The sequence below is a fragment of the Pseudomonas sp. CFBP 5748 genome, from assembly GCF_053850495.1.
In genome coordinates, this window is the sequence record NZ_JBSPTN010000004.1 from 200,796 (window position 1) to 221,403 (window position 20,608).

Annotated in this window: 21 protein-coding genes; 9 read left to right on the forward strand and 12 right to left on the reverse strand. The window is 61.7% G+C overall.

The window, feature by feature from the left end:
• Positions 1-2 precede the first annotated feature (2 nt).
• From rnk to cyaY, 3 genes are all read right to left on the reverse strand, one after another.
• Positions 3-413, reverse strand: a complete 411-nt coding sequence (gene rnk, locus ACWNZ1_RS10965; RefSeq protein WP_135847738.1) for a nucleoside diphosphate kinase regulator — start codon at positions 411-413, stop codon at positions 3-5.
• Between the two features lie 213 nt (positions 414-626).
• Entirely contained in the window at positions 627-842 is a 216-nt protein-coding gene (locus tag ACWNZ1_RS10970; protein WP_135847739.1) for a DUF1289 domain-containing protein, read from the reverse strand.
• A 4-nt stretch (positions 843-846) separates the two neighbouring features.
• Positions 847-1,179, reverse strand: coding sequence for an iron donor protein CyaY (gene cyaY, locus ACWNZ1_RS10975; protein ID WP_135847740.1), 333 nt, complete (start codon positions 1,177-1,179; stop codon positions 847-849).
• A gap of 202 nt (positions 1,180-1,381) precedes the next feature.
• Here cyaY and lptM point away from each other — a divergent pair, with 202 nt between their 5' ends.
• The 6 genes from lptM to ACWNZ1_RS11005 are packed head-to-tail and all read left to right on the forward strand — an operon-like array spanning position 1,382 to position 5,986.
• Entirely contained in the window at positions 1,382-1,552 is a 171-nt protein-coding gene (lptM, locus tag ACWNZ1_RS10980) for an LPS translocon maturation chaperone LptM (RefSeq protein ID WP_109752655.1), read from the forward strand.
• 9 nt (positions 1,553-1,561) lie between these two features.
• Positions 1,562-2,809, forward strand: a complete 1,248-nt coding sequence (gene lysA, locus ACWNZ1_RS10985; RefSeq protein WP_135847741.1) for a diaminopimelate decarboxylase — start codon at positions 1,562-1,564, stop codon at positions 2,807-2,809.
• A 4-nt stretch (positions 2,810-2,813) separates the two neighbouring features.
• Positions 2,814-3,644, forward strand: a complete 831-nt coding sequence (dapF, locus tag ACWNZ1_RS10990) for a diaminopimelate epimerase (protein WP_123416265.1) — start codon at positions 2,814-2,816, stop codon at positions 3,642-3,644.
• Between the two features lie 13 nt (positions 3,645-3,657).
• Complete coding sequence (locus tag ACWNZ1_RS10995) at positions 3,658-4,383, forward strand: DUF484 family protein (RefSeq protein ID WP_135847742.1); 726 nt, start codon at positions 3,658-3,660, stop codon at positions 4,381-4,383.
• A gap of 2 nt (positions 4,384-4,385) precedes the next feature.
• Positions 4,386-5,285: a tyrosine recombinase XerC gene (gene xerC / locus ACWNZ1_RS11000; RefSeq protein WP_135848082.1), complete on the forward strand. Its 900-nt coding sequence runs from the start codon at positions 4,386-4,388 to the stop codon at positions 5,283-5,285.
• The gene (locus tag ACWNZ1_RS11005) at positions 5,282-5,986 is read left to right on the forward strand and encodes an HAD family hydrolase (RefSeq protein ID WP_135847743.1); all 705 of its coding nucleotides are present in this window, start codon (positions 5,282-5,284) and stop codon (positions 5,984-5,986) included. Before xerC ends, ACWNZ1_RS11005 begins: the two co-directional genes overlap by 4 nt.
• A gap of 200 nt (positions 5,987-6,186) precedes the next feature.
• On the opposite strand, the gene sutA is transcribed toward ACWNZ1_RS11005, so the two are convergent.
• From sutA to glnK, 4 genes are all read right to left on the reverse strand, one after another.
• Positions 6,187-6,510: a transcriptional regulator SutA gene (gene sutA, locus ACWNZ1_RS11010; protein ID WP_135847744.1), complete on the reverse strand. Its 324-nt coding sequence runs from the start codon at positions 6,508-6,510 to the stop codon at positions 6,187-6,189.
• Positions 6,511-6,611: 101 nt separating this feature from the next.
• Positions 6,612-7,037, reverse strand: a complete 426-nt coding sequence (locus ACWNZ1_RS11015) for a secondary thiamine-phosphate synthase enzyme YjbQ (protein ID WP_135847745.1) — start codon at positions 7,035-7,037, stop codon at positions 6,612-6,614.
• Positions 7,038-7,249: 212 nt separating this feature from the next.
• Complete coding sequence (locus ACWNZ1_RS11020) at positions 7,250-8,584, reverse strand: ammonium transporter (protein ID WP_135847747.1); 1,335 nt, start codon at positions 8,582-8,584, stop codon at positions 7,250-7,252.
• Between the two features lie 33 nt (positions 8,585-8,617).
• The gene (gene glnK, locus ACWNZ1_RS11025; RefSeq protein ID WP_002555808.1) at positions 8,618-8,956 is read right to left on the reverse strand and encodes a P-II family nitrogen regulator; all 339 of its coding nucleotides are present in this window, start codon (positions 8,954-8,956) and stop codon (positions 8,618-8,620) included.
• A 415-nt stretch (positions 8,957-9,371) separates the two neighbouring features.
• Here glnK and ACWNZ1_RS11030 point away from each other — a divergent pair, with 415 nt between their 5' ends.
• Positions 9,372-9,632: an accessory factor UbiK family protein gene (locus ACWNZ1_RS11030; protein ID WP_135847748.1), complete on the forward strand. Its 261-nt coding sequence runs from the start codon at positions 9,372-9,374 to the stop codon at positions 9,630-9,632.
• A gap of 18 nt (positions 9,633-9,650) precedes the next feature.
• Here the strand turns inward: ACWNZ1_RS11030 and ACWNZ1_RS11035 are convergent, their stop codons facing one another.
• On the reverse strand, positions 9,651-10,928 hold the full coding sequence (locus tag ACWNZ1_RS11035) for a sensor histidine kinase (RefSeq protein ID WP_256453914.1): 1,278 nt from the start codon (positions 10,926-10,928) through the stop codon (positions 9,651-9,653).
• Positions 10,929-11,147: 219 nt separating this feature from the next.
• Between ACWNZ1_RS11035 and ACWNZ1_RS11040 the strand changes: the two genes are divergently transcribed.
• Entirely contained in the window at positions 11,148-12,641 is a 1,494-nt protein-coding gene (locus tag ACWNZ1_RS11040) for a YifB family Mg chelatase-like AAA ATPase (protein WP_135847750.1), read from the forward strand.
• A 6-nt stretch (positions 12,642-12,647) separates the two neighbouring features.
• Here the strand turns inward: ACWNZ1_RS11040 and ACWNZ1_RS11045 are convergent, their stop codons facing one another.
• The 3 genes from ACWNZ1_RS11045 to ACWNZ1_RS11055 all read right to left on the reverse strand — a co-directional run bounded on the left by ACWNZ1_RS11045 (position 12,648) and on the right by ACWNZ1_RS11055 (position 17,238).
• Entirely contained in the window at positions 12,648-13,862 is a 1,215-nt protein-coding gene (locus ACWNZ1_RS11045; RefSeq protein ID WP_135847751.1) for an aldose 1-epimerase family protein, read from the reverse strand.
• Between the two features lie 292 nt (positions 13,863-14,154).
• Positions 14,155-16,131 (reverse strand): methyl-accepting chemotaxis protein, encoded by a 1,977-nt coding sequence (locus ACWNZ1_RS11050; protein WP_135847752.1) that lies wholly within the window; start codon positions 16,129-16,131, stop codon positions 14,155-14,157.
• Between the two features lie 186 nt (positions 16,132-16,317).
• On the reverse strand, positions 16,318-17,238 hold the full coding sequence (locus ACWNZ1_RS11055; protein ID WP_135847753.1) for a LysR substrate-binding domain-containing protein: 921 nt from the start codon (positions 17,236-17,238) through the stop codon (positions 16,318-16,320).
• A 152-nt stretch (positions 17,239-17,390) separates the two neighbouring features.
• On the opposite strand from ACWNZ1_RS11055, the gene ACWNZ1_RS11060 reads away from it, so the two are divergent.
• Positions 17,391-18,791, forward strand: coding sequence for a NorM family multidrug efflux MATE transporter (locus ACWNZ1_RS11060; protein WP_135847754.1), 1,401 nt, complete (start codon positions 17,391-17,393; stop codon positions 18,789-18,791).
• Positions 18,792-18,897: 106 nt separating this feature from the next.
• Here ACWNZ1_RS11060 and ACWNZ1_RS11065 read toward each other — a convergent pair whose 3' ends face one another.
• Complete coding sequence (locus ACWNZ1_RS11065; protein WP_135847755.1) at positions 18,898-20,568, reverse strand: putative bifunctional diguanylate cyclase/phosphodiesterase; 1,671 nt, start codon at positions 20,566-20,568, stop codon at positions 18,898-18,900.
• Positions 20,569-20,608: the final 40 nt, after the last annotated feature.

Below are 20,608 nucleotides of genomic sequence, written 5' to 3' on the forward strand. Positions count from 1 at the left end.
GCTCAGAGGTGGAAATCACCGCCCGCTTCAGGCTGGTATTCCACACCCAGCAACGTCAGCTTCAGCGTTTTGCCACCCGGCGCCGGCCAGTCAATATGCTGGCCGACCTTCAGGCCCAGCAATGCACTGCCCACCGGAGCCAGGATCGAGATCCGGCCGTCGTCGGCATTCGCGTCCTGCGGGTAAACCAGGGTCAGGTGGTAATCCTTGCCACTGCTTTCTTCGCGGCAGTGCACGCGCGAGTTCATGGTCACGACATCGGCGGGCACTTCATCGTGGCCCACCACGTTCTCGGCGCGATCCAGTTCGGTTTGCAGCGCAATCACGCCCGGCAGCGTTTCATCAAGGCTGTCGATCAGGCGTTCCAGACGCTGTACGTCCAGACGGGTAAGGGTAATGGAAGGTGCGGTCATGATCCTGGCAGACTCCGTTCTTCTGCACGAAAAAAGCAAAACCCCGCCACAAAAAGGCGGGGTTTTCACGGGCCTCGATGAGTTGAGGCGTAGCCGGACACTAACAGTAGGCGCCGACGAGTGCAACGAGGCTGCGATCTTGCCCCAGACAATTGAGTACTAAACGAAAGCCCCCAAAGATCAAAATCCAAAGATCGCAGCCTTCGGCAGCTCCTACCGGGATTTGCGCTTGAGCGCCTCGGCGCAGATGACCCGCCGCCGCTCATCATCGGCCGAGCGCCATTCGCGGATATCCTCCACATGACGGAAACAGCCGAGGCAGACTCTCTGTTCATCCAGCTTGCACACGCTGGTACACGGCGACGGCACCGCCGGGCTGACATTACTGTAGAGCGGCTTGGGCGGCCGCGCCGTTCCGGTCTGGCTCACGCGGTCACAGGCCTTCGAAATCGAGTTCTACATCAGCCTGCTGCTTGACGATGCGCTCGAGCATCTCGCCCAACTGCTCTTCGCTCTTGTCGCACATCCAGCGCTCGCTTTCCTCGTCGTAGTCGAAATGGAAGCCACCGGAGACCGCTGCCAGCCACAACTGCCGCAACGGCTCCTGGCGACTGAAGATCAACTGGCTGCCGTTCTCGAACTTGACGGTCAGCACACCAGCGGAGCTCTCCAGATCGATATCCAGGCCACTTTCGTCAAACACATCCTCCAGCGTCTGCTGGGTGCTATCGACCAGATCGTGGAAACGGGCTTCAGTCAAACTCATTGTGGCAACCTCAAAAATGTCTGCTCATGCTCAAGCGCCGCAAGATACGGGCGCGTCCCGATGATTGCAAAGGATATACCGACCGACGACCGGCGGCGCCGTCAAATGCCCAGGCCCGCCGGACGGGAGCCCCGTCGCATAGGCAAGCTGCCGGGTGGCCGGTATACTCCGGCGCAATTAACGCATTTTCAAGGATTTCGCCATGAAGCGCCTGATCTCTTCCCTTGCTGCGCTCGTCGCGGTTGCCTGCCTTGTAACAGCCTGTGGTCAAAAAGGTCCGCTGTACCTGCCTGATGACAGCAAGTCCCCTGAAGAGCAGGCCAAGTCGTCGCAAGCCAAATCCCACGCGCACGACACCCACACCACTTACTAAGGGAACGCCATGGACGCTTTTAACTACCGTGGCGGGGAGCTGTTCGCGGAAGGGGTTGCCCTGTCCGCGATCGCCGAGCGTTTCGGCACGCCGACCTACGTCTATTCCCGAGCTCACATCGAAGCCCAATACCTGGCCTTCGCCGATGCCCTCGTCGGCATGCCGCACCTGGTGTGTTTCGCCGTAAAAGCCAACTCCAACCTGGGTGTGCTCAATGTCCTGGCACGTCTGGGCGCGGGGTTCGACATCGTCTCCGGTGGTGAGCTCGAACGCGTCCTGGCCGCTGGCGGCAGCGCTGACAAGATCGTATTTTCCGGGGTCGGCAAGACCCGTGAAGACATGCGCCGCGCACTGGAAGTCGGTGTGCACTGCTTCAACATCGAATCCACCGACGAGCTGGAGCGCCTGCAGATCGTCGCCGCCGAGCTGGGTGTCCGCGCGCCGATCTCCCTGCGCGTGAACCCGGACGTCGACGCGGGTACCCACCCGTACATTTCCACCGGTCTCAAGGAAAACAAGTTCGGCATCGCCATTGCCGACGCCGAAGACGTGTACGTGCGCGCCGCCCAACTGCCAAACCTGGAAGTGCTGGGTGTCGATTGCCACATCGGCTCGCAGCTGACCACCCTGGAACCCTTCATCGATGCCCTTGACCGCCTGCTGGCGCTGGTCGACCGCCTCAGTGATTGCGGCATCTACCTGCGTCACATCGACCTCGGTGGCGGTGTCGGCGTGCGCTACCGCGACGAAGAGCCGCCGCTGGTGGCCGACTACATCAAGACGGTGCGTGAGCGCCTCGAAGGGCGTGACCTGGCGCTGATGTTCGAGCCGGGCCGCTACATCGTCGCCAATGCCGGCGTGCTGCTGACCCAGGTCGAATACCTCAAGCACACCGAGCACAAGGACTTCGCCATCGTCGATGCGGCCATGAACGACCTGATCCGCCCGGCGCTGTACCAGGCGTGGATGGACGTGACCGCGGTGCGCCCTCGCAATACCGCTGCTCGCAGCTATGACATCGTCGGGCCGATCTGCGAAACCGGTGACTTCCTGGCCAAGGGCCGGGAGCTGGCGCTGGAAGAAGGCGATCTGCTGGCCGTGCACTCGGCCGGCGCCTACGGGTTTGTCATGAGCTCCAACTACAACACCCGCGGCCGCTGCGCCGAGGTGCTGGTGGACGGTGATCAGGCATTCCAAGTGCGTCGCCGCGAGACGGTAGCCGAGTTGTTTGCCGGCGAAAGCCTGCTGCCGGAGTAAAACCATGCTGCTGCGTTTTACCAAGATGCACGGCCTGGGCAACGACTTCATGGTCCTTGACCTGGTCAGCCAGCACGCGCACATCCTGCCCAAGCACGCCAAGCAATGGGGCGACCGGCACACCGGTATCGGTTTCGACCAGTTGCTGATCGTCGAGGCACCTAACAACCCGGACGTGGATTTCCGCTATCGGATCTTCAACGCCGACGGTTCGGAAGTGGAGCAATGCGGCAACGGTGCGCGCTGCTTCGCCCGCTTTGTGCTGGACAAGCGCCTGACCGCCAAACGGCAGATTCGCGTCGAAACCAAAAGCGGCATCATCGAACTGGATGTACGCAGCGACGGCCAGATCGGCGTCAACATGGGCGCCCCGCGCCTGGTACCGGCGGACATTCCGTTCGAAGCGCCGGCCCAGGCCCTGAGCTATCAGGTGGACGTCGACGGCACCACCGTGGAACTGGCGGCGGTGTCCATGGGCAACCCCCATGCCGTGCTGCGAGTGACCGATATCAACAGTGCTCCGGTGCATGAGCTGGGGCCGAAAATCGAGCACCATCCGCGCTTTCCTGCGCGGGTGAATGTCGGTTTCCTGCAGGTCATCGATCGCCACCGTGCGCAATTGCGCGTCTGGGAGCGCGGTGCCGGGGAAACCCAGGCCTGCGGTACCGGCGCCTGCGCCGCCGCAGTCGCTGCGATCAGCCAGGGGTGGATGGATTCGCCATTGTTGATCGACCTGCCTGGCGGGCGCCTGTCCATCGAATGGGCAGGCCCCGGCCAACCGGTGATGATGACCGGTCCGGCAGTACGCGTATACGAAGGACAAGTTCGTCTTTGAGTGAGCCAAACCCATGACCGACCAGCCACAGGTTCCAGCCCCACAGCCCGACGAATCCCCTAGCCCGCTCCCGCAGGCCGCGGCGGTAGCCGCTTACCTGGAGGCTCATCCGGACTTCTTCGTCGAGCACGAAGAATTGCTTGCGACGATGCGCATCCCCCACCGGCGCGGCGACACCGTGTCGCTGGTGGAACATCAGATGAAGATCCTGCGCGAGCGCAACATCGAGATGCGCCATCGACTTTCGCACCTGATGGACGTGGCACGGGACAATGATCGGCTCTTCGACAAGACCCGTCGATTGATCCTGGCGCTGATGGACGCCAGCACCCTCGAAGACCTGGTGATGAGTGTCGAAGACAGCCTGCGCCAGGATTTCCAGGTACCTTTTGTCAGCCTGATCCTGTTTGGCGACAACGCCATGCCGGTGGGCCGCTGGGTGACTCATGCCGATGCACAGACCGCCATCGGCGGCCTGCTCACGGAAAACAAAAGCGTCAGTGGCAGCCTGCGCGAGCATGAACTGGACTTCCTGTTCGGTGAAGAGCAGCGCAAGCAGATCGGCTCCACCGCCGTCGTCGCCATTGCTCATCAGGGCGTGCACGGTGTGCTGGCCATCGCCAGCCGCGATCCGCAGCACTACAAGAGCTCGGTGGGCACATTGTTCCTGAGCTACATCGCCGAAGTCACCGGCCGGGTGCTGCCACGGGTTGCCGGTTCGCTGCGCTCGGTACGCTGATGATGGAACGGCAACTGGACGCCTACTGCGAACACTTGCGCAGTGAGCGCCAGGTGTCGCCCCACACGTTGTCGGCCTATCGTCGCGACCTGGACAAAGTCCTGGGCTGGTGCCAGAAACAGAACATTGGCAGCTGGTCAGCGCTGGACATCCAGCGCCTGCGTAGCCTGATCGCCCGCCTGCACCAACAAGGGCAATCCTCCCGCAGCCTGGCGCGACTGTTGTCGGCAGTGCGCGGCTTGTACCACTACCTCAACCGCGAAGGTCTCTGCGATCACGACCCGGCCACCGGCCTGGCGCCGCCCAAGGGCGAACGCCGCCTGCCGAAAACCCTCGACACCGATCGCGCCCTGCAACTGCTTGAAGGTGCCGTCGAGGACGACTTCCTGGCACGGCGAGACCAGGCGATCCTCGAGCTGTTCTATTCTTCCGGCCTGCGGCTATCGGAGTTGACGGGGTTGAACCTGGATCAACTGGACCTGGCCGACGGCATGGTCCAGGTGCTCGGCAAGGGCAGCAAGACCCGCCTGCTGCCCATCGGCCGCAAGGCCCGCGAAGCCCTGGAACTGTGGCTGCCGCTGCGGGCGCTGACCAACCCCGCCGACGACGCGGTGTTCGTCAGCCAACAAGGCCGACGCCTCGGTCCGCGGGCGATCCAGGTACGGGTCAAGGCGGCCGGCGAACGGGAATTGGGGCAGAACCTGCACCCGCACATGCTCAGGCACTCCTTTGCCAGCCATCTGCTGGAGTCCTCCCAGGACCTGCGTGCCGTCCAGGAACTGCTCGGCCACTCGGACATCAAGACCACCCAGATCTACACCCACCTGGACTTCCAGCACCTGGCAACGGTCTATGACAGTGCCCACCCCAGGGCCAAACGCATCAAGGGCGACGAATCATGACCATCGAGCTCATCACTTTCGACCTCGACGACACGCTGTGGGACACCGCCCCCGTGATCGCCAGCGCCGAAGCCGTCTTACGCCAATGGCTGACCGACAACGCACCGAATCTGGGCGGCTTGCCGGTGGAGCACCTGTTTGCCATTCGCGAACAGGTGCTGCGCGAAGAGCCCACCCTCAAGCATCGCATCAGCGCGTTGCGCCGGCGGGTGCTGTTTCGTGCATTGCAGGAAGCCGGCTACGACCAGTGGCAAGCGTCTGAACTGGCGGACCAGGCATTCGAGACCTTCTTGCATGCCCGTCATCAACTGGAGATTTTCCCCGAGGTGCAGCCCACCCTGGAAATCCTGGCCAACCATTTCGCCCTCGGCGTGGTCACCAATGGCAACGCCGACGTGCGTCGCCTGGGGTTGGCGGATTATTTCAAGTTTGCCCTGTGCGCAGAAGACATCGGCATCGCCAAACCTGACGCCCGACTGTTCCACGAAGCCCTGCAACGCGGCGGCGCCACGGCGCAGACCGCCGTGCACATTGGCGATCATCCAGGCGATGACATCGCCGGTGCCCAACAGGCCGGCCTGCGCGCGGTGTGGTTCAACCCGGCGGGCAAGACCTGGGACGCCGATCATGCGCCGGATGCAGAGATTCGCAGCCTGACTGAGCTACCGGGGTTGCTGGCGGGCTGGCATAGCCAGCGCTGAACCCCTGCTCTGTAGCCGCCAAAGCCCCTTTGTGGGAGCGAGCTTGCTCGCGATGGCGGCGGCACATCCAGCATTGATGTGACAGGTAAACCGCTATCGCGAGCAAGCTCGCTCCCACAGGGACGGTGCTTAGCCTGAAAATTTTATCCAGCCCATGAAAAAGCCCGCAGCGACGGCGGGCTTTTTCAGCAAGCAGAAACTCAGATAGGGCGGCTGCCGTACTTGTTATCAGGCTTCTTGGGCGGATCAGCGACCACATTGGCCTCCACTTCCTGCACCTTTCCACCCCTGGCCAGGAATTCCTCCATGGCCTTGGCGAGCGCGTCACGCTCCTTGTTCTTGGCCTCTACGCTCGGCAACTCGTCGACCGACACTGCCGCCTTGGCCTTGCCTTTGGCGGTAGGGACCGGTACATCGGCCCCCTCATCATCGGCAACGTCTTCAGCCGCTGCTTCAAGGCCTTCTTCAGCCTCGTCTTCGTCACCTACTTCGAGGTCGTCGTTTTCCAGATCATCGTCGCTCATGTTCTACCTCATGACTTGCGAAAAGCAGATTAGTTATAGCCCAGCTTCGCCATCTGTCGAAGGCTGCCAGAAAAAATTCAACATCCGCCGGCAATCAGCGGTTATGCCCCATCACCGTACAAAGTGGCGAGGACTCTACGAGCACCGCCATGATCCCGGTGCTCGCCCAGATAGACACCTTGCCAGGTACCCAGCGCCAGCCGTCCTGCCGTGATCGGCAGGCTGAGCTGACAACCAAGCACGCTAGCCTTGAAGTGCGCCGGGAGGTCGTCAAGGCCTTCGTCGTTGTGCTCATAATCGGCGGTTCCTTGTGGGATCAGCCGATTGAAAAACCGTTCGAAGTCTCGACGTACCGCCGGATCGGCGTTCTCGTTGATGGTCAACGAGGCCGAGGTATGCTGCAGCCACAGATGCAACAGACCGACACGACACGCCTGGAGTTCAGGCAGGCCGGCGAGTAACTCGTCCGTTACCAGATGAAAGCCCCGAGGCCTTGCCCGCAGGGTTATCAGCGTCTGTTGCCACATACAGATCTCCGCACGTTCGGCGCGCATTCTAGCGCGCTCTGGGAAAAAACAAAGGGCCTAATGCGCCTGCTTCCATGTAAGCCTTTGGCCGCAGAAAAACCCATGTCGCCTACACAACAAAAGGCGTCGGAAAAACCAGCACTCTGTGTGAGCACTGACAAATTCCAGACAAAAAAATGCCCGGCAAGCCGGGCATTTTTTATTGCGTGTGCTTACAGGTTGTAGCCACGCTCGTTGTGCTGGGCCAAGTCCAGGCCCACGGCTTCTTCTTCCTCGGAGACACGCAGACCCATGACGGCGTCCAGCACCTTGAGGATGATGAAGGTGACGATCGCGGTGTAAACCACCGTGAAGGCCACACCTTTGAATTGAATCCACACTTGCGCACCGATATCGGTCACGGTGCCGAAGCCACCCAGGGCCGGTGCTGCAAACACGCCGGTCAGGATCGCGCCGAGGATACCGCCAATGCCGTGCACACCGAAGGCGTCCAGGGAATCGTCATAGCCGAGTTTGCGCTTGAGGGTGGTTGCGCAGAAGAAGCACACCACGCCCGCCGCCAGACCGATGACCAGAGCACCCATCGGGCCCACGGTGCCGGCAGCCGGAGTGATCGCAACCAGACCCGCTACCACGCCCGAGGCAATGCCCAGTGCGCTTGGCTTGCCGTGGGTGATCCACTCGGCAAACATCCAGCCCAATGCAGCGGCGGCAGTGGCAATCTGAGTCACCAGCATCGCCATGCCGGCGGTGCCGTTGGCGGCGACGGCGGAGCCGGCGTTGAAGCCAAACCAGCCAACCCACAGCATGGCAGCGCCCATCAGGGTGTAACCGAGGTTATGCGGCGCCATCGGCGTGGTCGGGAAGCCTTTGCGCTTGCCCAGCACCAGGCACGCCACCAGGCCGGCGATACCGGCGTTGATGTGCACCACGGTGCCGCCGGCGAAGTCCAGCACGCCCCAGTCCCATAGCAGGCCGCCGTTACCGGACCAGACCATGTGTGCAATCGGCGCATACACCAGAGTGAACCACACGCCCATGAAGATCAGCATGGCGGAGAACTTCATCCGCTCGGCGAAGGCGCCGACGATCAGGGCCGGGGTGATGATGGCGAAGGTCATCTGGAAGGTGATGAACACCGCTTCAGGGAACAGCGCCGCCGGACCGGTCAGGCTGGACGGGGTGACACCCGCCAGGAAGGCTTTGCCCAGGCCGCCCACGAAGGAGTTGAAGTTGACGACGCCCTGCTCCATGCCCGTGGTGTCGAACGCGATGCTGTAGCCATAAATGACCCACAGGACGCTGATCAGACCGGTAATGGCGAAGCACTGCATCATCACGGAAAGAAGGTTTTTCGACCGAACCATGCCGCCGTAGAACAGCGCCAGGCCGGGAATGGTCATGAACAGTACAAGAATCGTGGCAGTCAGCATCCAGGCGGTATCGCCGGAGTTCAGGACTGGGGCTGCCGCTTCTTCTGCCATGGCCAGGCCAGGCATTGCGAAGGACAACAGGGCTCCTAGCCCTGCGAATTTACGCAGAGTCATATTGTTTTCTCCTGGGGCGTTGGGTTTGGCGGCTTAAATAGCGTCGGTATCGGTTTCGCCGGTACGGATGCGAATAGCCTGTTCCAGATTGACCACAAAGATTTTTCCGTCACCGATCTTGCCGGTGTTGGCGGCCTTGGTGATCGCCTCGATCACCCGGTCAAGATCCTTGTCGTCAATGGCGACATCGATCTTCACCTTGGGCAGGAAATCGACCACGTATTCCGCGCCACGATACAGCTCGGTGTGACCTTTCTGCCGACCGAAGCCTTTGACCTCAGTAACGGTAATGCCCTGCACGCCGATCTCGGACAACGACTCGCGCACGTCGTCCAACTTGAACGGCTTGATGATGGCAGTGACTAGCTTCATGAAACTCTCTCCCGAATTGGTGGACTTGCCCCAGGAAAACAAACCCGACTCAAGTCTAAGCGCAGTGCCTGGCTTTGTAACGCATCGTCGGCCCAAGTAGCCCGACAGGTGCCAGTTAACCGCTCCTGACGAAACTCCCCGCTCCGCCTGCTGCACTGCATTCGTCACAACGACTGCATCAGTGCATGGGTCATCAGCCTCTAAGCAGAAAGCTTGCCATCTGTGCCCAAACCCTCTGATTTCAGCCTCTTGGCCACCGCGCCCGCGTGCGCCGCACCACGAACCACAGCGATACGCACAACAACAGTGCAGCGATGCCCGACCCTATGCGCGAAAAGCGTGCATCCCTTGCGCGCAAATTGACTATAGACACTGCGTGGTACACTGCCCGCCATCGTTTTCAGGACACCTGCACATGCTTGCGCCCAAAGATCTCCTCGACGCCCTGAGCGGCCACGCCTCCCGCCTCTTGAGCGGTGATACTCCACTGCCCAAAAGCGAAATAGAAAGCCAGTTCAAGGCCCTGCTGCAAAGCGGGTTCAGCAAGCTGGACCTGGTGAGCCGGGAAGAATTCGACAGTCAGATGGTCGTGCTGGCCCGAACCCGGGCGCGGCTCGAAAGCCTGGAGGCCAAGGTCGCGGAAATGGAAGCGCGACTGGCTCCAGCACAGGAGTAAGCCGCCCGGGCTGGCGGCTCAACCACTCGCGACCCGCTGGGATGAGCCTTGGGCAAGCGCCAGCGGCAACTCCAGGATAAAGAGCGCGCCCTTGCCCGGCCCCGCGCTCAGTGCCGTCAGCTCACCGCCCATCTCGTGCGCGGCCAGGATGCAGCTGTGCAGGCCAAAGCCATGACCATCGGCGCGCGTCGTGAAGCCGTGCTCGAACACCCGTCCAAGATTCTCCGTCGAAATCCCCTCGCCGTTGTCCTCCACTTCGACCCGCACGCGCGTGTCGTCAACGACCTTCAGACGCAGGGTAATCCGCGACGGCCGCCCCGCGCCCGAGCCCAGTGCCTGCTGGGCGTTGTTGATCAGATTGACCAGAATCTGCAGCACTTTGTGCTTGTCCAGCGGCATTGTCGGGACATCATCGAACTCCTTGACCAGCGTTACCTGATGGAGGGCAAGGGACACATCGCAAATGCGTACCACATCCTCGACCAGTTCTCGCAGCGAGCCCGGTTCCAGCACGCTGGAGTTGCCGGCGTAGGACTGCTGGGTGGCGACGATCTCCTTGATGTGGTCGATTCGCCGGGTCAACTGCGCCAGCTCGGCGATCATGCTGTGTTGTTCGACTGCCAGGGCCTCGGCCAGCTTGCCGAGATAGTCCGGTAGCGCGCGGCCTTTTGGATCGCTGCTGATGAAGTCGCCGAGATCATCGGGGTGCTCCTTCATCAATTGAACGACCTTGGCGACCCCCGGCCCTTTGGAGGTATGCACCTTCTCGTACAGGACCTGGGCCGACACGTTGACGCTATTGAGCACATTGCCCACGTTGTGCAGCACATTGGTGGCGATTTCAGCCATGCCGGCCCGGCGCGCAGTGGTGACCAGTTCGGCCTGCGCCTCGCGCAACTCGTCGTTGACCTTGGCCAGTTGCTGCGGGCTGGGGATTTTCAGGGCGGCGGGCACCAGCCGGATCAGCAGGATGGCGGTAATCACCGAGGCCATCGCAGTGATCACCTTGACCAGCGCCGATAGCCAATAATAAGGCTGCCAGATGGTCAGGATTTCCATCACATGGCTGGTGCCGCAGGCCAGGATAAACACGCCAAAAGCCGTCAGCATCCAGTCAAAAGGCACGTCTTTGCGCTTGTGGATGAAGTAGATCAGCGTGAAGGGAATGGTGACGTAGGAGAGGGTGATCAAACCATCGGCGATCACATTGGTCCACAGCAAATCCGGGCGCCACATATAGCAATGCCCATGGGGGATAAAGCGCTTGTCGGTCAACAGCGCCAGCAGATCGTTCATGGGCCACCTCCTCGTAGCGCCGCTGATACCGCCAAGTGCCGATGGGGCAAATCGCAGTCTAGCAGAGGCCTGGTCCGGTCATTTTTCGAACGCCTCGTCATCCGCGCCCGCAACATCCTGCCAAAATTTCTCACTTCGATTCCCGCTCCGATACATGTCCCCACGACTAACCTTCAAGAGCCGCAGGATGCGGCACCCTACTCACTCAAGGAACGTTTCATGTCGCTTGCCATCGTCCATAGCCGCGCCCAGGTGGGAGTGGAGGCTCCCCCCGTTACCGTTGAAGTTCATCTGGCCAATGGCTTGCCGTCACTGACGATGGTCGGCTTGCCGGAGGCGGCGGTGAAGGAAAGCAAGGACCGGGTGCGCAGCGCGATCATCAATTCGGGGCTGAATTTCCCGGCGCGACGCATCACCTTGAACCTGGCGCCGGCGGATCTGCCGAAGGACGGCGGACGGTTCGACCTGGCCATTGCCTTGGGGATCCTGGCGGCCAGCGTGCAAGTACCAACCTTGATGCTCGACGACGTGGAATGCCTCGGCGAGTTGGCGTTATCCGGCGCCGTACGACCGGTACGCGGGGTATTGCCGGCAGCGCTGGCGGCGCGCAAGGCTGGGCGTACGCTGGTGGTGCCGTGGGCGAATGCCGAGGAAGCCTGCCTGGCGTCGGGGCTGAAGGTGATTGCGGTGAATCACCTGCTCGAAGCCGTGGCTCATTTTAATGGCCATACCCCGGTCAAAACGTTTGTTTCCAACGGGCTGCTTTCGGCCAGCAAGCCCTATCCCGACCTGAATGAAGTACAAGGCCAGGCCGGGGCCAAGCGGGCGTTGCTGATCGCCGCCGCGGGGGCGCACAACCTGTTGTTCAGCGGCCCGCCGGGCACCGGCAAGACCCTGCTGGCGAGTCGTTTGCCTGGGCTGTTGCCGCCGTTGGCGGAAAGCGAGGCGCTGGAAGTTGCAGCCATCCAATCGGTCGCCAGTTGCGTGCCGCTGAGCCATTGGCCGCAACGCCCGTTTCGCCAGCCGCACCACTCGGCCTCCGGCCCCGCATTGGTGGGTGGCGGATCGAAACCGCAACCTGGGGAAATCACCCTCGCCCACCATGGCGTGCTGTTCCTGGATGAACTGCCAGAGTTCGACCGCAAAGTGCTGGAAGTTCTGAGGGAACCGCTGGAGTCGGGCCACATCGTAGTTTCTCGCGCCCGTGACCGGGTGCGTTTTCCGGCACGCTTCCAACTGGTGGCGGCGATGAATCCCTGCCCCTGTGGATATCTAGGCGAGCCCAGCGGGCGTTGTTCGTGTACGCCGGACATGGTGCAGCGCTACCGCAATAAGCTCTCCGGCCCCCTGCTGGACCGCATCGACCTGCACCTGACCGTCGCCCGTGAGGCCACAGCCCTGAGCCCCAAGCTCGAACCCGGGGACGATACAGCCACGGTCGCCGAGCAAGTGGCCGAAGCCCGGGAGCGTCAGCAAAAACGCCAGGGCTGCGCCAACGCCTTCCTGGATCTGCCGGGTTTGCGTCGGCACTGCAAGTTATCCACAACCGATGAAACGTGGCTGGAAACCGCTTGCGAACGGCTGACCTTGTCGCTGCGCGCCGCCCACCGCCTGCTCAAGGTCGCCCGGACGCTGGCGGACCTGGAGCAAGCGGCGAGTATCCGCCGGGAGCATCTGGCCGAAGCCCTGCAATATCGACCCGCTACACCTTGAAGCGCGTCACGGCTTGGTCAGGTCTACCAGCGGCGTTTCCCGTACCTCGGTTTTTTGACCGTTCTGGATTTCATCGATGCGCTTGAGTGCCTTATCCACGGCGCCCTTGTCCGCCAACAGGCTGTAGTGGATCTGGAATTGCTTGTGCTCTTTCGGCGCGATAGTGGGCACCAGGCCCAGTGGTCGCTGATACCGGCGGTTATAGGAGAAACTGGTGCCTGGCTCCAGCCCGGTCACGTAGCCCTGGCCTTGGGTATCGGTGTTTTTCCACAGGGAGAACACGGGAAGCGTCCCGGTGTTGAAGCCGACCGATACGCCGAGGCTACCGGCCTTGTTATGCAGCACGGTAAGGGTGTCGCCCTTGGCGTCGGCGTATGGCACGACGTTGTAGACGGTTTCGTCGTAGTCCTTGGTCGGCGCCCGGTAGGTTTGCCAATCAGGCAAATCGCCCTTGGCCTTGTCGTTGAACGGCGAGACCTGCTTGACCGGCGCGGCGAAACGAGCGCCCTGCTCCAGGAAAGGTGTGCTGAAGTTGCTGTGGTAGAGCGCCTGGTATTCCTTCGGATAGTCACCGTTGTTGGTCAGGGTATCGCTGAGGGCGAACGTCACGCTGCCTGCCTCGGTGACCAGTTCGGTCTGTACCGAGAAGTCGACCTTCTTGAACGCCTGCTCCTTCAACTCACCCCGCAGCGTGATGGCGTACGGCGGTTTTTCGTCGATGTGCAACGTGACCTTATTGGCCGGGATGTTGGCAGCGCGACCATGCAGGGTCAGCAATTCACCGTTGTCGATGCCGGGGTGGCCGACCCATTCGTAGCCACAGCGGGTCACCAACTCATTGAAACCTTCCAGCCAGCCCAATCCGCCGCGACCATTGAGTTCAATGAACGCCGGATTGACCACTTCCTTGACTGGTGAGTCCCAGCCCATGCGCACATTCCCGACCGATGCCTGCAGCACATTCATGCCCCGGGTCGGAACCACTGAAAGCTTCATGGTGCCGTTGTCGATGTCGATAATGCTGACGCCTTCTTGCCGGCCGCCGTGCAGGGTGCGCATCGTCACGGAAAAGGGTTTGTCGGTTTTCACGCCGAGTTGCTGGCTGGTGATTTGCCAGGGCTGGGCAGCCTTATCGGTATCGAGCAGGACATAGTCCCAAGCCATGGCGTGGGAAGCAGCGCCCAAGGCGCTAAGGGCAACGAAGAGTTTGAGCGAATTCATGGACACGGCCTTTTCTTGGAGTTGTGCGGTTTTTATAGACTTGAAGAAACGTTTCAGCAAGCTTAAAAACGGCAACATCTCGGAAAAAACCACAAATTGGAGGGGAAAGCTTTGTGGGAGAAGGTTGATCGCGAAGGCGGTGGGTCAGTCAACGGTTGATGTTGGCAGTACCGCCGTCATCGCGAGCAAGCTCGGCTCCCACATGGGTCCCGGGTGTTCACAGATCCTGTGTTCACCACAAATCCTGTGGGAGCTCGGGGGGGATTGCTCGCGATGGCGCCGGCGAAAAAACTCAGCGGAACCGATCAACCTCTTGACGCAGGTCCTGGGCCAGTTTTTCCAGTTCCTTGGCGGTGACCGCCAGGTTCGAGACCACTTGACGCTGTTCGCTGTTGGCCATGGCGATGCTTTGCAGGTTGCTGCTAAGCAGGGTCGCGGTGCTGCTTTGTTCCTGGGTGGCAGTGGTAATGGCAGCGAACTGTTGGCCAGCGGAGCGGCTCTGCTCGTCGATGCGCGCCAGAGCCGAGGCTACGTTGGCGTTGCGCGACAGACCTTCCTGCATCAACAGCTTGCCCTGCTCCATGGTGCTGATGGCGTTGCCGGTTTCCTGCTGGATGCTGTTGATCATGCCGGAAATTTCGTCAGTGGCCTGACGAGTACGGGAAGCCAGGCTGCGAACTTCGTCAGCCACCACGGCGAAACCACGGCCCTGCTCACCGGCACGGGCAGCTTCGATGGCGGCATTCAAAGCCAGCAGGTTGGTCTGCTCGGCGATCGAGGTAATCACCCCGACAATGCCGCCAATCTCCTGGGAGCGCTGGCCGAGGGTGTTGATGACCGTGGCCGTGCTATTCAGCGCGCCGGCAATTTGCTCCAGGGACGACGACGCTTCATCCATCGACGTACGACCGATCCGGGTTTGCTGGGCGTTTTCCTGGGCCAGGCGCTCGGTGTTGCCCATGTTGTCGGCGATGTCCAGCGAGGTAGCGCTGAACTCTTCCACCGCGCCGGCCATGCTGGTGATTTCCCCGGACTGCTGCTCCATCCCTTCATAGGCCCCGTTGGACAACCCGGACAGGGCCTGTGCACGGCTGTTGACCTCTTGCGAAGCTTTTCGGATGTGCTCGACCATGGTCGACAGGGCCTGGCTCATCTGGTTGAAAGCGCGCGCCAGTTGGCCGATTTCGTCATGGCTCGAGACATTCAGACGCACGCTCAGATCGCCGGCACCCAACGCTTCAGCCTGACGCACCAAATCCCCCAACGGCGCCAGCTTGCTGCGTAGCAGCCACATTGCCGCGCCGACCGCCAGCAACATCGCCAACAGACTGCCAATGGCCAGTTGCGTTCCGACGCTCCAGGTCACGGCGCGAATTTCAGCTTTCGGCATGCTTGCCACTACCGCCCACGGCCCGCCTGTGAATGGCACGGCAACGCTGTAGAAATCTTCGGCGGTATCACTCCAGAACGCACCCTTACCCGGTTTTTTGACCAGACCGACGATGGTAGTGGCCGCTTGATCCAAGGCTTGCACACCTGCCGGCGGCACCAGCCATTTGTTTTGCTCGTCCAGCAAGGCCAACGAACCGGTCTGGCCGATACGGAAGCGCTTGAGATTCTCGAACTGCGCGTTCTGTGCATCGGTGTAATCAAATCCTACATACAACACGGCAATGACCTTACCGCTGCTGTCGCGTACGGGTGTGTACTGCGACATGTAGAAACGTCCAAAAAGCAACGCGCGACCGATATAGCTCTGCCCACTCATCACCGGGGCATAAGCCGGGCCGGCCCGGTCGAGCATGGTACCGATGGCACGCGTACCGTCCTGCTTGCTCAACGAAGTACTGATTCGGATGAAGTCATCACCGCTGCGCACGAATACCGTAGCCACTCCGGCGGTCGTTTGCTTGAACTCGTCAACTTCCTTGAAGTTGTTGTTCAGCACTTCGCTGCCCAGGTTCAGGCTCGGCGTCTGGACACCCGCCACCGTAACCGGCTGATCCGGGTGCACGCTCAGGCCAGCGCTGAAACGCTTTTCGAACAGACCGCTCAACCGCTGGGTGCTTTCACGCAAAGTATCGTGGAAGGTGTTGAGCTGGTCGGCCATCAGACGCGCTTCACTGGCCAGGTGTTCTTCACGGGTGGCAAGGTTGGCAGTGTCCAGCGAACGCAGGGCAAAGAGGGTACTGCCGGAGATCACGACCGCCAGTATCACAGCAAGGGCAAGGCCTAGCTGTGAGGCGATCCGGGCACGGGGTTGAGACATGACAGCTCCTGGCCGAGAGACCGGATCGTCCTGATCACGTCGCGCACTCGGCAATTTATTCGGGTGATGTGTAGGGAGTACTTTCTAATACGAAAGTACTACCTCAACACCTTCGGCGGCGAAATCGAATACTTGAGCGCCATGGAAGGATTAATGCCAAATAGCCATCACCAGCACTGCAACACTTCACCCAAGACGCTCTACAACAGGTAATTGCATGGCCTTCACTTCGCTCTGGAGAAAATCGCTGAGTCGACGCAAGCGTTCACCTCCGGGGCGGGTTTTCGGCCAGACGAGGTAATAGTGCTCGCCGCTGGCAACCGCGGTCGGCCACGGCAGGCTCAAGCGCCCCTGGGCGACGTCTTCGGCCACCATCAACAAATCGCCCATGGATACACCGTAACCACGGGCCGCCGCGATCATGCCCAGCTCAAGCGTATCGAACACCTGCCCGCCCTTGAGCGAGACCTTGTCGGACAGGCCCATGCGCTGAAGCCAGTTGCGCCAGTCACGGCGGTCCGGCGTGGGGTGCAGCAGTTCGGCGCTGGCCAAGCGCGCCACATCCCAGGGCTGGTCGTTCAACAGGTTCGGCGCGCCCACCGGGATCAACTCCTCGGGGAATAGCAGGCTGGCCTCCCAGTCTGCGGGAAAATGCCCATTGCCCAGCAATACCGCGCAATCGAAGGGTTCTGTGTTGAAGTCAACCGAGTCGACGTCCATCCAGGCGCTGGTCAGTTGCACCTCGTTGCCGGGCTGCAGATGTCGGAACCGACTCAAGCGTGCCAGCAGCCAGCGCATGGTCAGGGTCGACGGCGCTTTCATCCGCAGGATGCCATCTTCACCGTGCAAGGTATGACAGGCCCGCTCCAGCGCCATGAAACCTTCCCGCACCCCCGGCAGCAGCAACCGCGCCGCCTCGGTCAACTGAAGGTTGCGACCACTGCGCTGAAACAACCGACAGGCAAAGTGCTCTTCAAGGGTACGAATATGCCGGCTGACCGCACTTTGGGTAATCGACAGTTCTTCAGCCGCCCGGGTAAACGAGCTGTATCGCGCCGCCGCTTCGAATGCCCGCAGCGCATAAAGAGGAGGGAGACGACGAGACATCAGGAAAACTCCTATAGCGTTTGGCGAAACCCTACCAGAAAGTCTTTCAGCATGAGTTTTAATCATGCCAGCGATCTTTTTTATCCTTTTGTGCAAACCGCCACAAGCGCCGAGAATCACCGCTTTACAGCCTTGTTTGAACATGGAGAGTGATGATCATGCGGCATCCGGTGCGTACTGAACTCTGGGCCATCCTGCGGCTGGCGGGGCCGTTGATTGCCTCGCAGTTGGCGCACATGCTGATGGTGCTCACTGACACCGTGATGATGGCGCGCCTGAGCCCCGAGGCCCTGGCCGGCGGCGGGCTCGGGGCAGCCACTTACTCGTTCGTGTCGATTTTCTGCATCGGTGTGATCGCGGCGGTGGGTACCTTGGTGGCCATCCGTCAGGGCGCCGGCGATGTTGAAGGCGCCACCCGGCTGACCCAGGCCGGGTTGTGGCTGGCGTGGCTGATGGCGCTGGTGGCCGGCTTATTGTTGTGGAACCTCAAGCCGGTGTTGTTGCTGTTCGGCCAGACCGAAACCAACGTGCTTTCCGCCGGCCAGTTCCTGCTGGCGCTGCCGTTCGCCCTGCCCGGCTATTTGAGCTTCATGGCCCTGCGCGGCTTCACCAGCGCCATCGGCCGGGCCACGCCGGTCATGGTGATCAGCCTCGGCGGCACGGTGGCTAACTTCCTGCTCAATTACGCGCTCATCACCGGCCTGTTCGGCCTGCCGAAACTAGGCTTGATGGGGATTGGCCTGGTCACGGCCATCGTCGCCAACTGCATGGCCCTGGCGCTGGCCTGGCATATCCATCGGCATCCGGCCTACCGGGCTTATCCGCTGCTGAACGGACTGTCACGGCCCAATCGCCATTACCTCAAGGAGCTGTGGCGCCTGGGCCTGCCGATTGGCGGCACCTACGCGGTGGAAGTCGGGCTGTTCGCCTTCGCCGCGCTGTGCATCGGCACCATGGGCAGCACACCGCTGGCGGCACACCAGATCGCCCTGCAGATCGTCTCGGTGGCGTTCATGGTTCCGGCGGGGATGTCCTACGCCATCACCATGCGCATCGGCCAGCACTACGGTGCGGGGCAACTGCCGATGGCGCGACTGGCCGGGCGGGTCGGCATTGGCTTTGGCGCCGCCGTGATGCTGGCGTTCGCGATGGTGTTCTGGCTGCTGCCCAATCAGTTGATCGGCTTGTTCCTGGACCACAACGACCCAGCGTTCCGCCCGGTGATCGACCTGGCCGTGAGCCTGCTGGCCGTGGCGGCGTGGTTCGAGCTGTTCGACGGCGCACAAACCATCGCGATGGGCTGCATTCGCGGGCTCAAGGACGCCAAGACCACCTTCCTGGTGGGCCTGGGTTGCTATTGGTTGATCGGCGCACCGGCGGCGTGGTGGATGGCTTTTCACCTGGACTTGGGGCCGACGGGGGTCTGGTGGGGCCTGGCCCTGGGGCTGGCCTGCGCGGCGGTGAGCCTGACGCTGGCGTTTGAATGGAAGATGCGGCGGATGATCAGGGGTGAGGCTGGGCCGCGGCGTTTCAAGGTCGTCCAGACTGAATGAATACCCCTGTGGGAGCGGGCTTGCTCGCGAAGGCGGTGGATCAGCCAGAAATGTATCGACTGACCCACCGCCTTCGCGAGCAAGCCCGCTCCCACTAAGGGTTGCGTTAGCTCACAACTTCCCGCGCTGATTGATCGCCATCAAACGTCAGGTATTGCACCAGCTCAGGCAACGGCAAGGGCTTGCTGATCAAAAAACCCTGCACCTGATCGCACCCGAAGCCACGTAGCAAATCCAGCTGTTCCCGGGTTTCCACGCCTTCGGCCACCACTTCCAGGTTGAGGTTGTGCGCGAGGTTGATCATCGCATGCACCAGTTTGCGGTTCTCTTCGCGCTGCTCCATGCCGCCGACAAAGCTCTTGTCGATCTTGAGCAGCGCGATGGGCAGGCTGTTGAGGTGCACGAACGAGGAGAATCCGGTGCCGAAGTCGTCCAGGGAGAAGCGCACCCCCAAGCGACCCAAGGCATCCATGGTCTGTTTGACCAGTTCGCTGCGGCGCATGACGGCGGTTTCGGTGAGTTCGAATTCCAGCCACTGGGCCTCGACTCCCCGCTCGGCAATCAGCCGGCTCAGGGTCGGCAGTAGCTGGCTGTCCTGGAACTGCCGGAACGACAGGTTGACCGCCATGTGCAACGGCGCCAGCCCCCGCTCGCGCAGGGCCTGCATGTCGCGCAACGCCCGGGAAATCACCCAGTAGCCCAGCGGCACGATCAGGCCACTCTGTTCGGCCAGCGGCACGAACTCACTTGGCGGCAGCAGCCCGCGTTCGCCGTGACGCCAGCGCACCAGGGCTTCGAGGCCGACGATGTGGCCGCCATCGAGGTCCAGCCGGGGCTGGTAATGCAGCTCCAGTTCATCGCGACGCAGCGCCCGGCGCAGTTCGCTTTCCAGATCGGCGAGGCTACGGGCGTTACGGTTGATGCGCTCATTGAAGATATGGAAGGTGCAGCCTTGGGTGCTCTTGGCCTGCTGCATGGCGATATGCGCGTGCCACATCAGCGGGTCCGCGCCGGCCTGGGCACGGGCGTGAGCGATACCCAGGCTGCAACCGATCAACAGGCTTTCGCCATCTACCCAATAAGGTTCGGCCATGGCTTCGGTGATGCGCTCAGCCATCCATTCGGCCCGCTGCGGGGCACGGCGGGTGTCGATGAGCAAGGCGAATTCATCGCTGCCCAACCGGGCCAGTTGATCGCCCGCCTCAAGTGACCCTTTGAGCCGCGATACCACCTGCAAAATCAAACGGTCACCGGCCTGGTGGCCGAGGGCATCGTTGGCGTGACGGAAGTTGTCCAGGTCCAGGTGACCGAGTGCCAGGCCGCGACCTTCGTTTTCAGCCAGGCGTGCCGCCAGCAAAGTCTGGAAACCCTGGCGATTGGCGATGCCAGTCAACGGATCCTGCTCAGCGAGGCGCTGCAGCGTGTTTTCCAGCACCCCGCGCTCACGCACATGGCGCAGGCAACGACGCAGGGTCGGCCCGTCGAGTACATCACGCACCAGCCAGTCGCTGACGCCATCGGGTGGCGTCGAGGGTTCATGCTCAAGCAGCAGGACTGTCGGCAAGCGGCAGCGGCCTGGCGCCGGTTGCAACGCCGCAATCGTCAGCAGTACCGCGTGACGGTTGTCTTCGAACAGGCTGCTGACCGAGTCCCAGCTCGGGGCGCTGATCAGCACGACCGACGGCCCCATGGGCGCCAGGCACTCGCGCAATATCGCTGACCACTCAGGCGTTTCGGCCAATAGCAGCAAACGCAAGGGTTCGACAGGCGTAGACAAGCTGACTCCCTAGACTCTGCAAGGTGGTTGGCGCCGGGCA

Bases quoted from the DNA above. Each gene is read 5' to 3' on its own strand.
- rnk (WP_135847738.1), bottom strand. From the start codon at position 413: ATGACCGCACCTTCCATTACCCTTACCCGTCTGGACGTACAGCGTCTG.
- cyaY (WP_135847740.1), bottom strand. From the start codon at position 1,179: ATGAGTTTGACTGAAGCCCGTTTCCACGATCTGGTCGATAGCACCCAG.
- lptM (WP_109752655.1), top strand. From the start codon at position 1,382: ATGAAGCGCCTGATCTCTTCCCTTGCTGCGCTCGTCGCGGTTGCCTGC.
- lysA (WP_135847741.1), top strand. From the start codon at position 1,562: ATGGACGCTTTTAACTACCGTGGCGGGGAGCTGTTCGCGGAAGGGGTT.
- dapF (WP_123416265.1), top strand. From the start codon at position 2,814: ATGCTGCTGCGTTTTACCAAGATGCACGGCCTGGGCAACGACTTCATG.
- ACWNZ1_RS10995 (WP_135847742.1), top strand. From the start codon at position 3,658: ATGACCGACCAGCCACAGGTTCCAGCCCCACAGCCCGACGAATCCCCT.
- xerC (WP_135848082.1), top strand. From the start codon at position 4,386: ATGGAACGGCAACTGGACGCCTACTGCGAACACTTGCGCAGTGAGCGC.
- ACWNZ1_RS11005 (WP_135847743.1), top strand. From the start codon at position 5,282: ATGACCATCGAGCTCATCACTTTCGACCTCGACGACACGCTGTGGGAC.
- sutA (WP_135847744.1), bottom strand. From the start codon at position 6,510: ATGAGCGACGATGATCTGGAAAACGACGACCTCGAAGTAGGTGACGAA.
- ACWNZ1_RS11015 (WP_135847745.1), bottom strand. From the start codon at position 7,037: ATGTGGCAACAGACGCTGATAACCCTGCGGGCAAGGCCTCGGGGCTTT.
- ACWNZ1_RS11020 (WP_135847747.1), bottom strand. From the start codon at position 8,584: ATGACTCTGCGTAAATTCGCAGGGCTAGGAGCCCTGTTGTCCTTCGCA.
- glnK (WP_002555808.1), bottom strand. From the start codon at position 8,956: ATGAAGCTAGTCACTGCCATCATCAAGCCGTTCAAGTTGGACGACGTG.
- ACWNZ1_RS11030 (WP_135847748.1), top strand. From the start codon at position 9,372: ATGCTTGCGCCCAAAGATCTCCTCGACGCCCTGAGCGGCCACGCCTCC.
- ACWNZ1_RS11035 (WP_256453914.1), bottom strand. From the start codon at position 10,928: ATGAACGATCTGCTGGCGCTGTTGACCGACAAGCGCTTTATCCCCCAT.
- ACWNZ1_RS11040 (WP_135847750.1), top strand. From the start codon at position 11,148: ATGTCGCTTGCCATCGTCCATAGCCGCGCCCAGGTGGGAGTGGAGGCT.
- ACWNZ1_RS11045 (WP_135847751.1), bottom strand. From the start codon at position 13,862: ATGAATTCGCTCAAACTCTTCGTTGCCCTTAGCGCCTTGGGCGCTGCT.
- ACWNZ1_RS11050 (WP_135847752.1), bottom strand. From the start codon at position 16,131: ATGTCTCAACCCCGTGCCCGGATCGCCTCACAGCTAGGCCTTGCCCTT.
- ACWNZ1_RS11055 (WP_135847753.1), bottom strand. From the start codon at position 17,238: ATGTCTCGTCGTCTCCCTCCTCTTTATGCGCTGCGGGCATTCGAAGCG.
- ACWNZ1_RS11060 (WP_135847754.1), top strand. From the start codon at position 17,391: ATGATCATGCGGCATCCGGTGCGTACTGAACTCTGGGCCATCCTGCGG.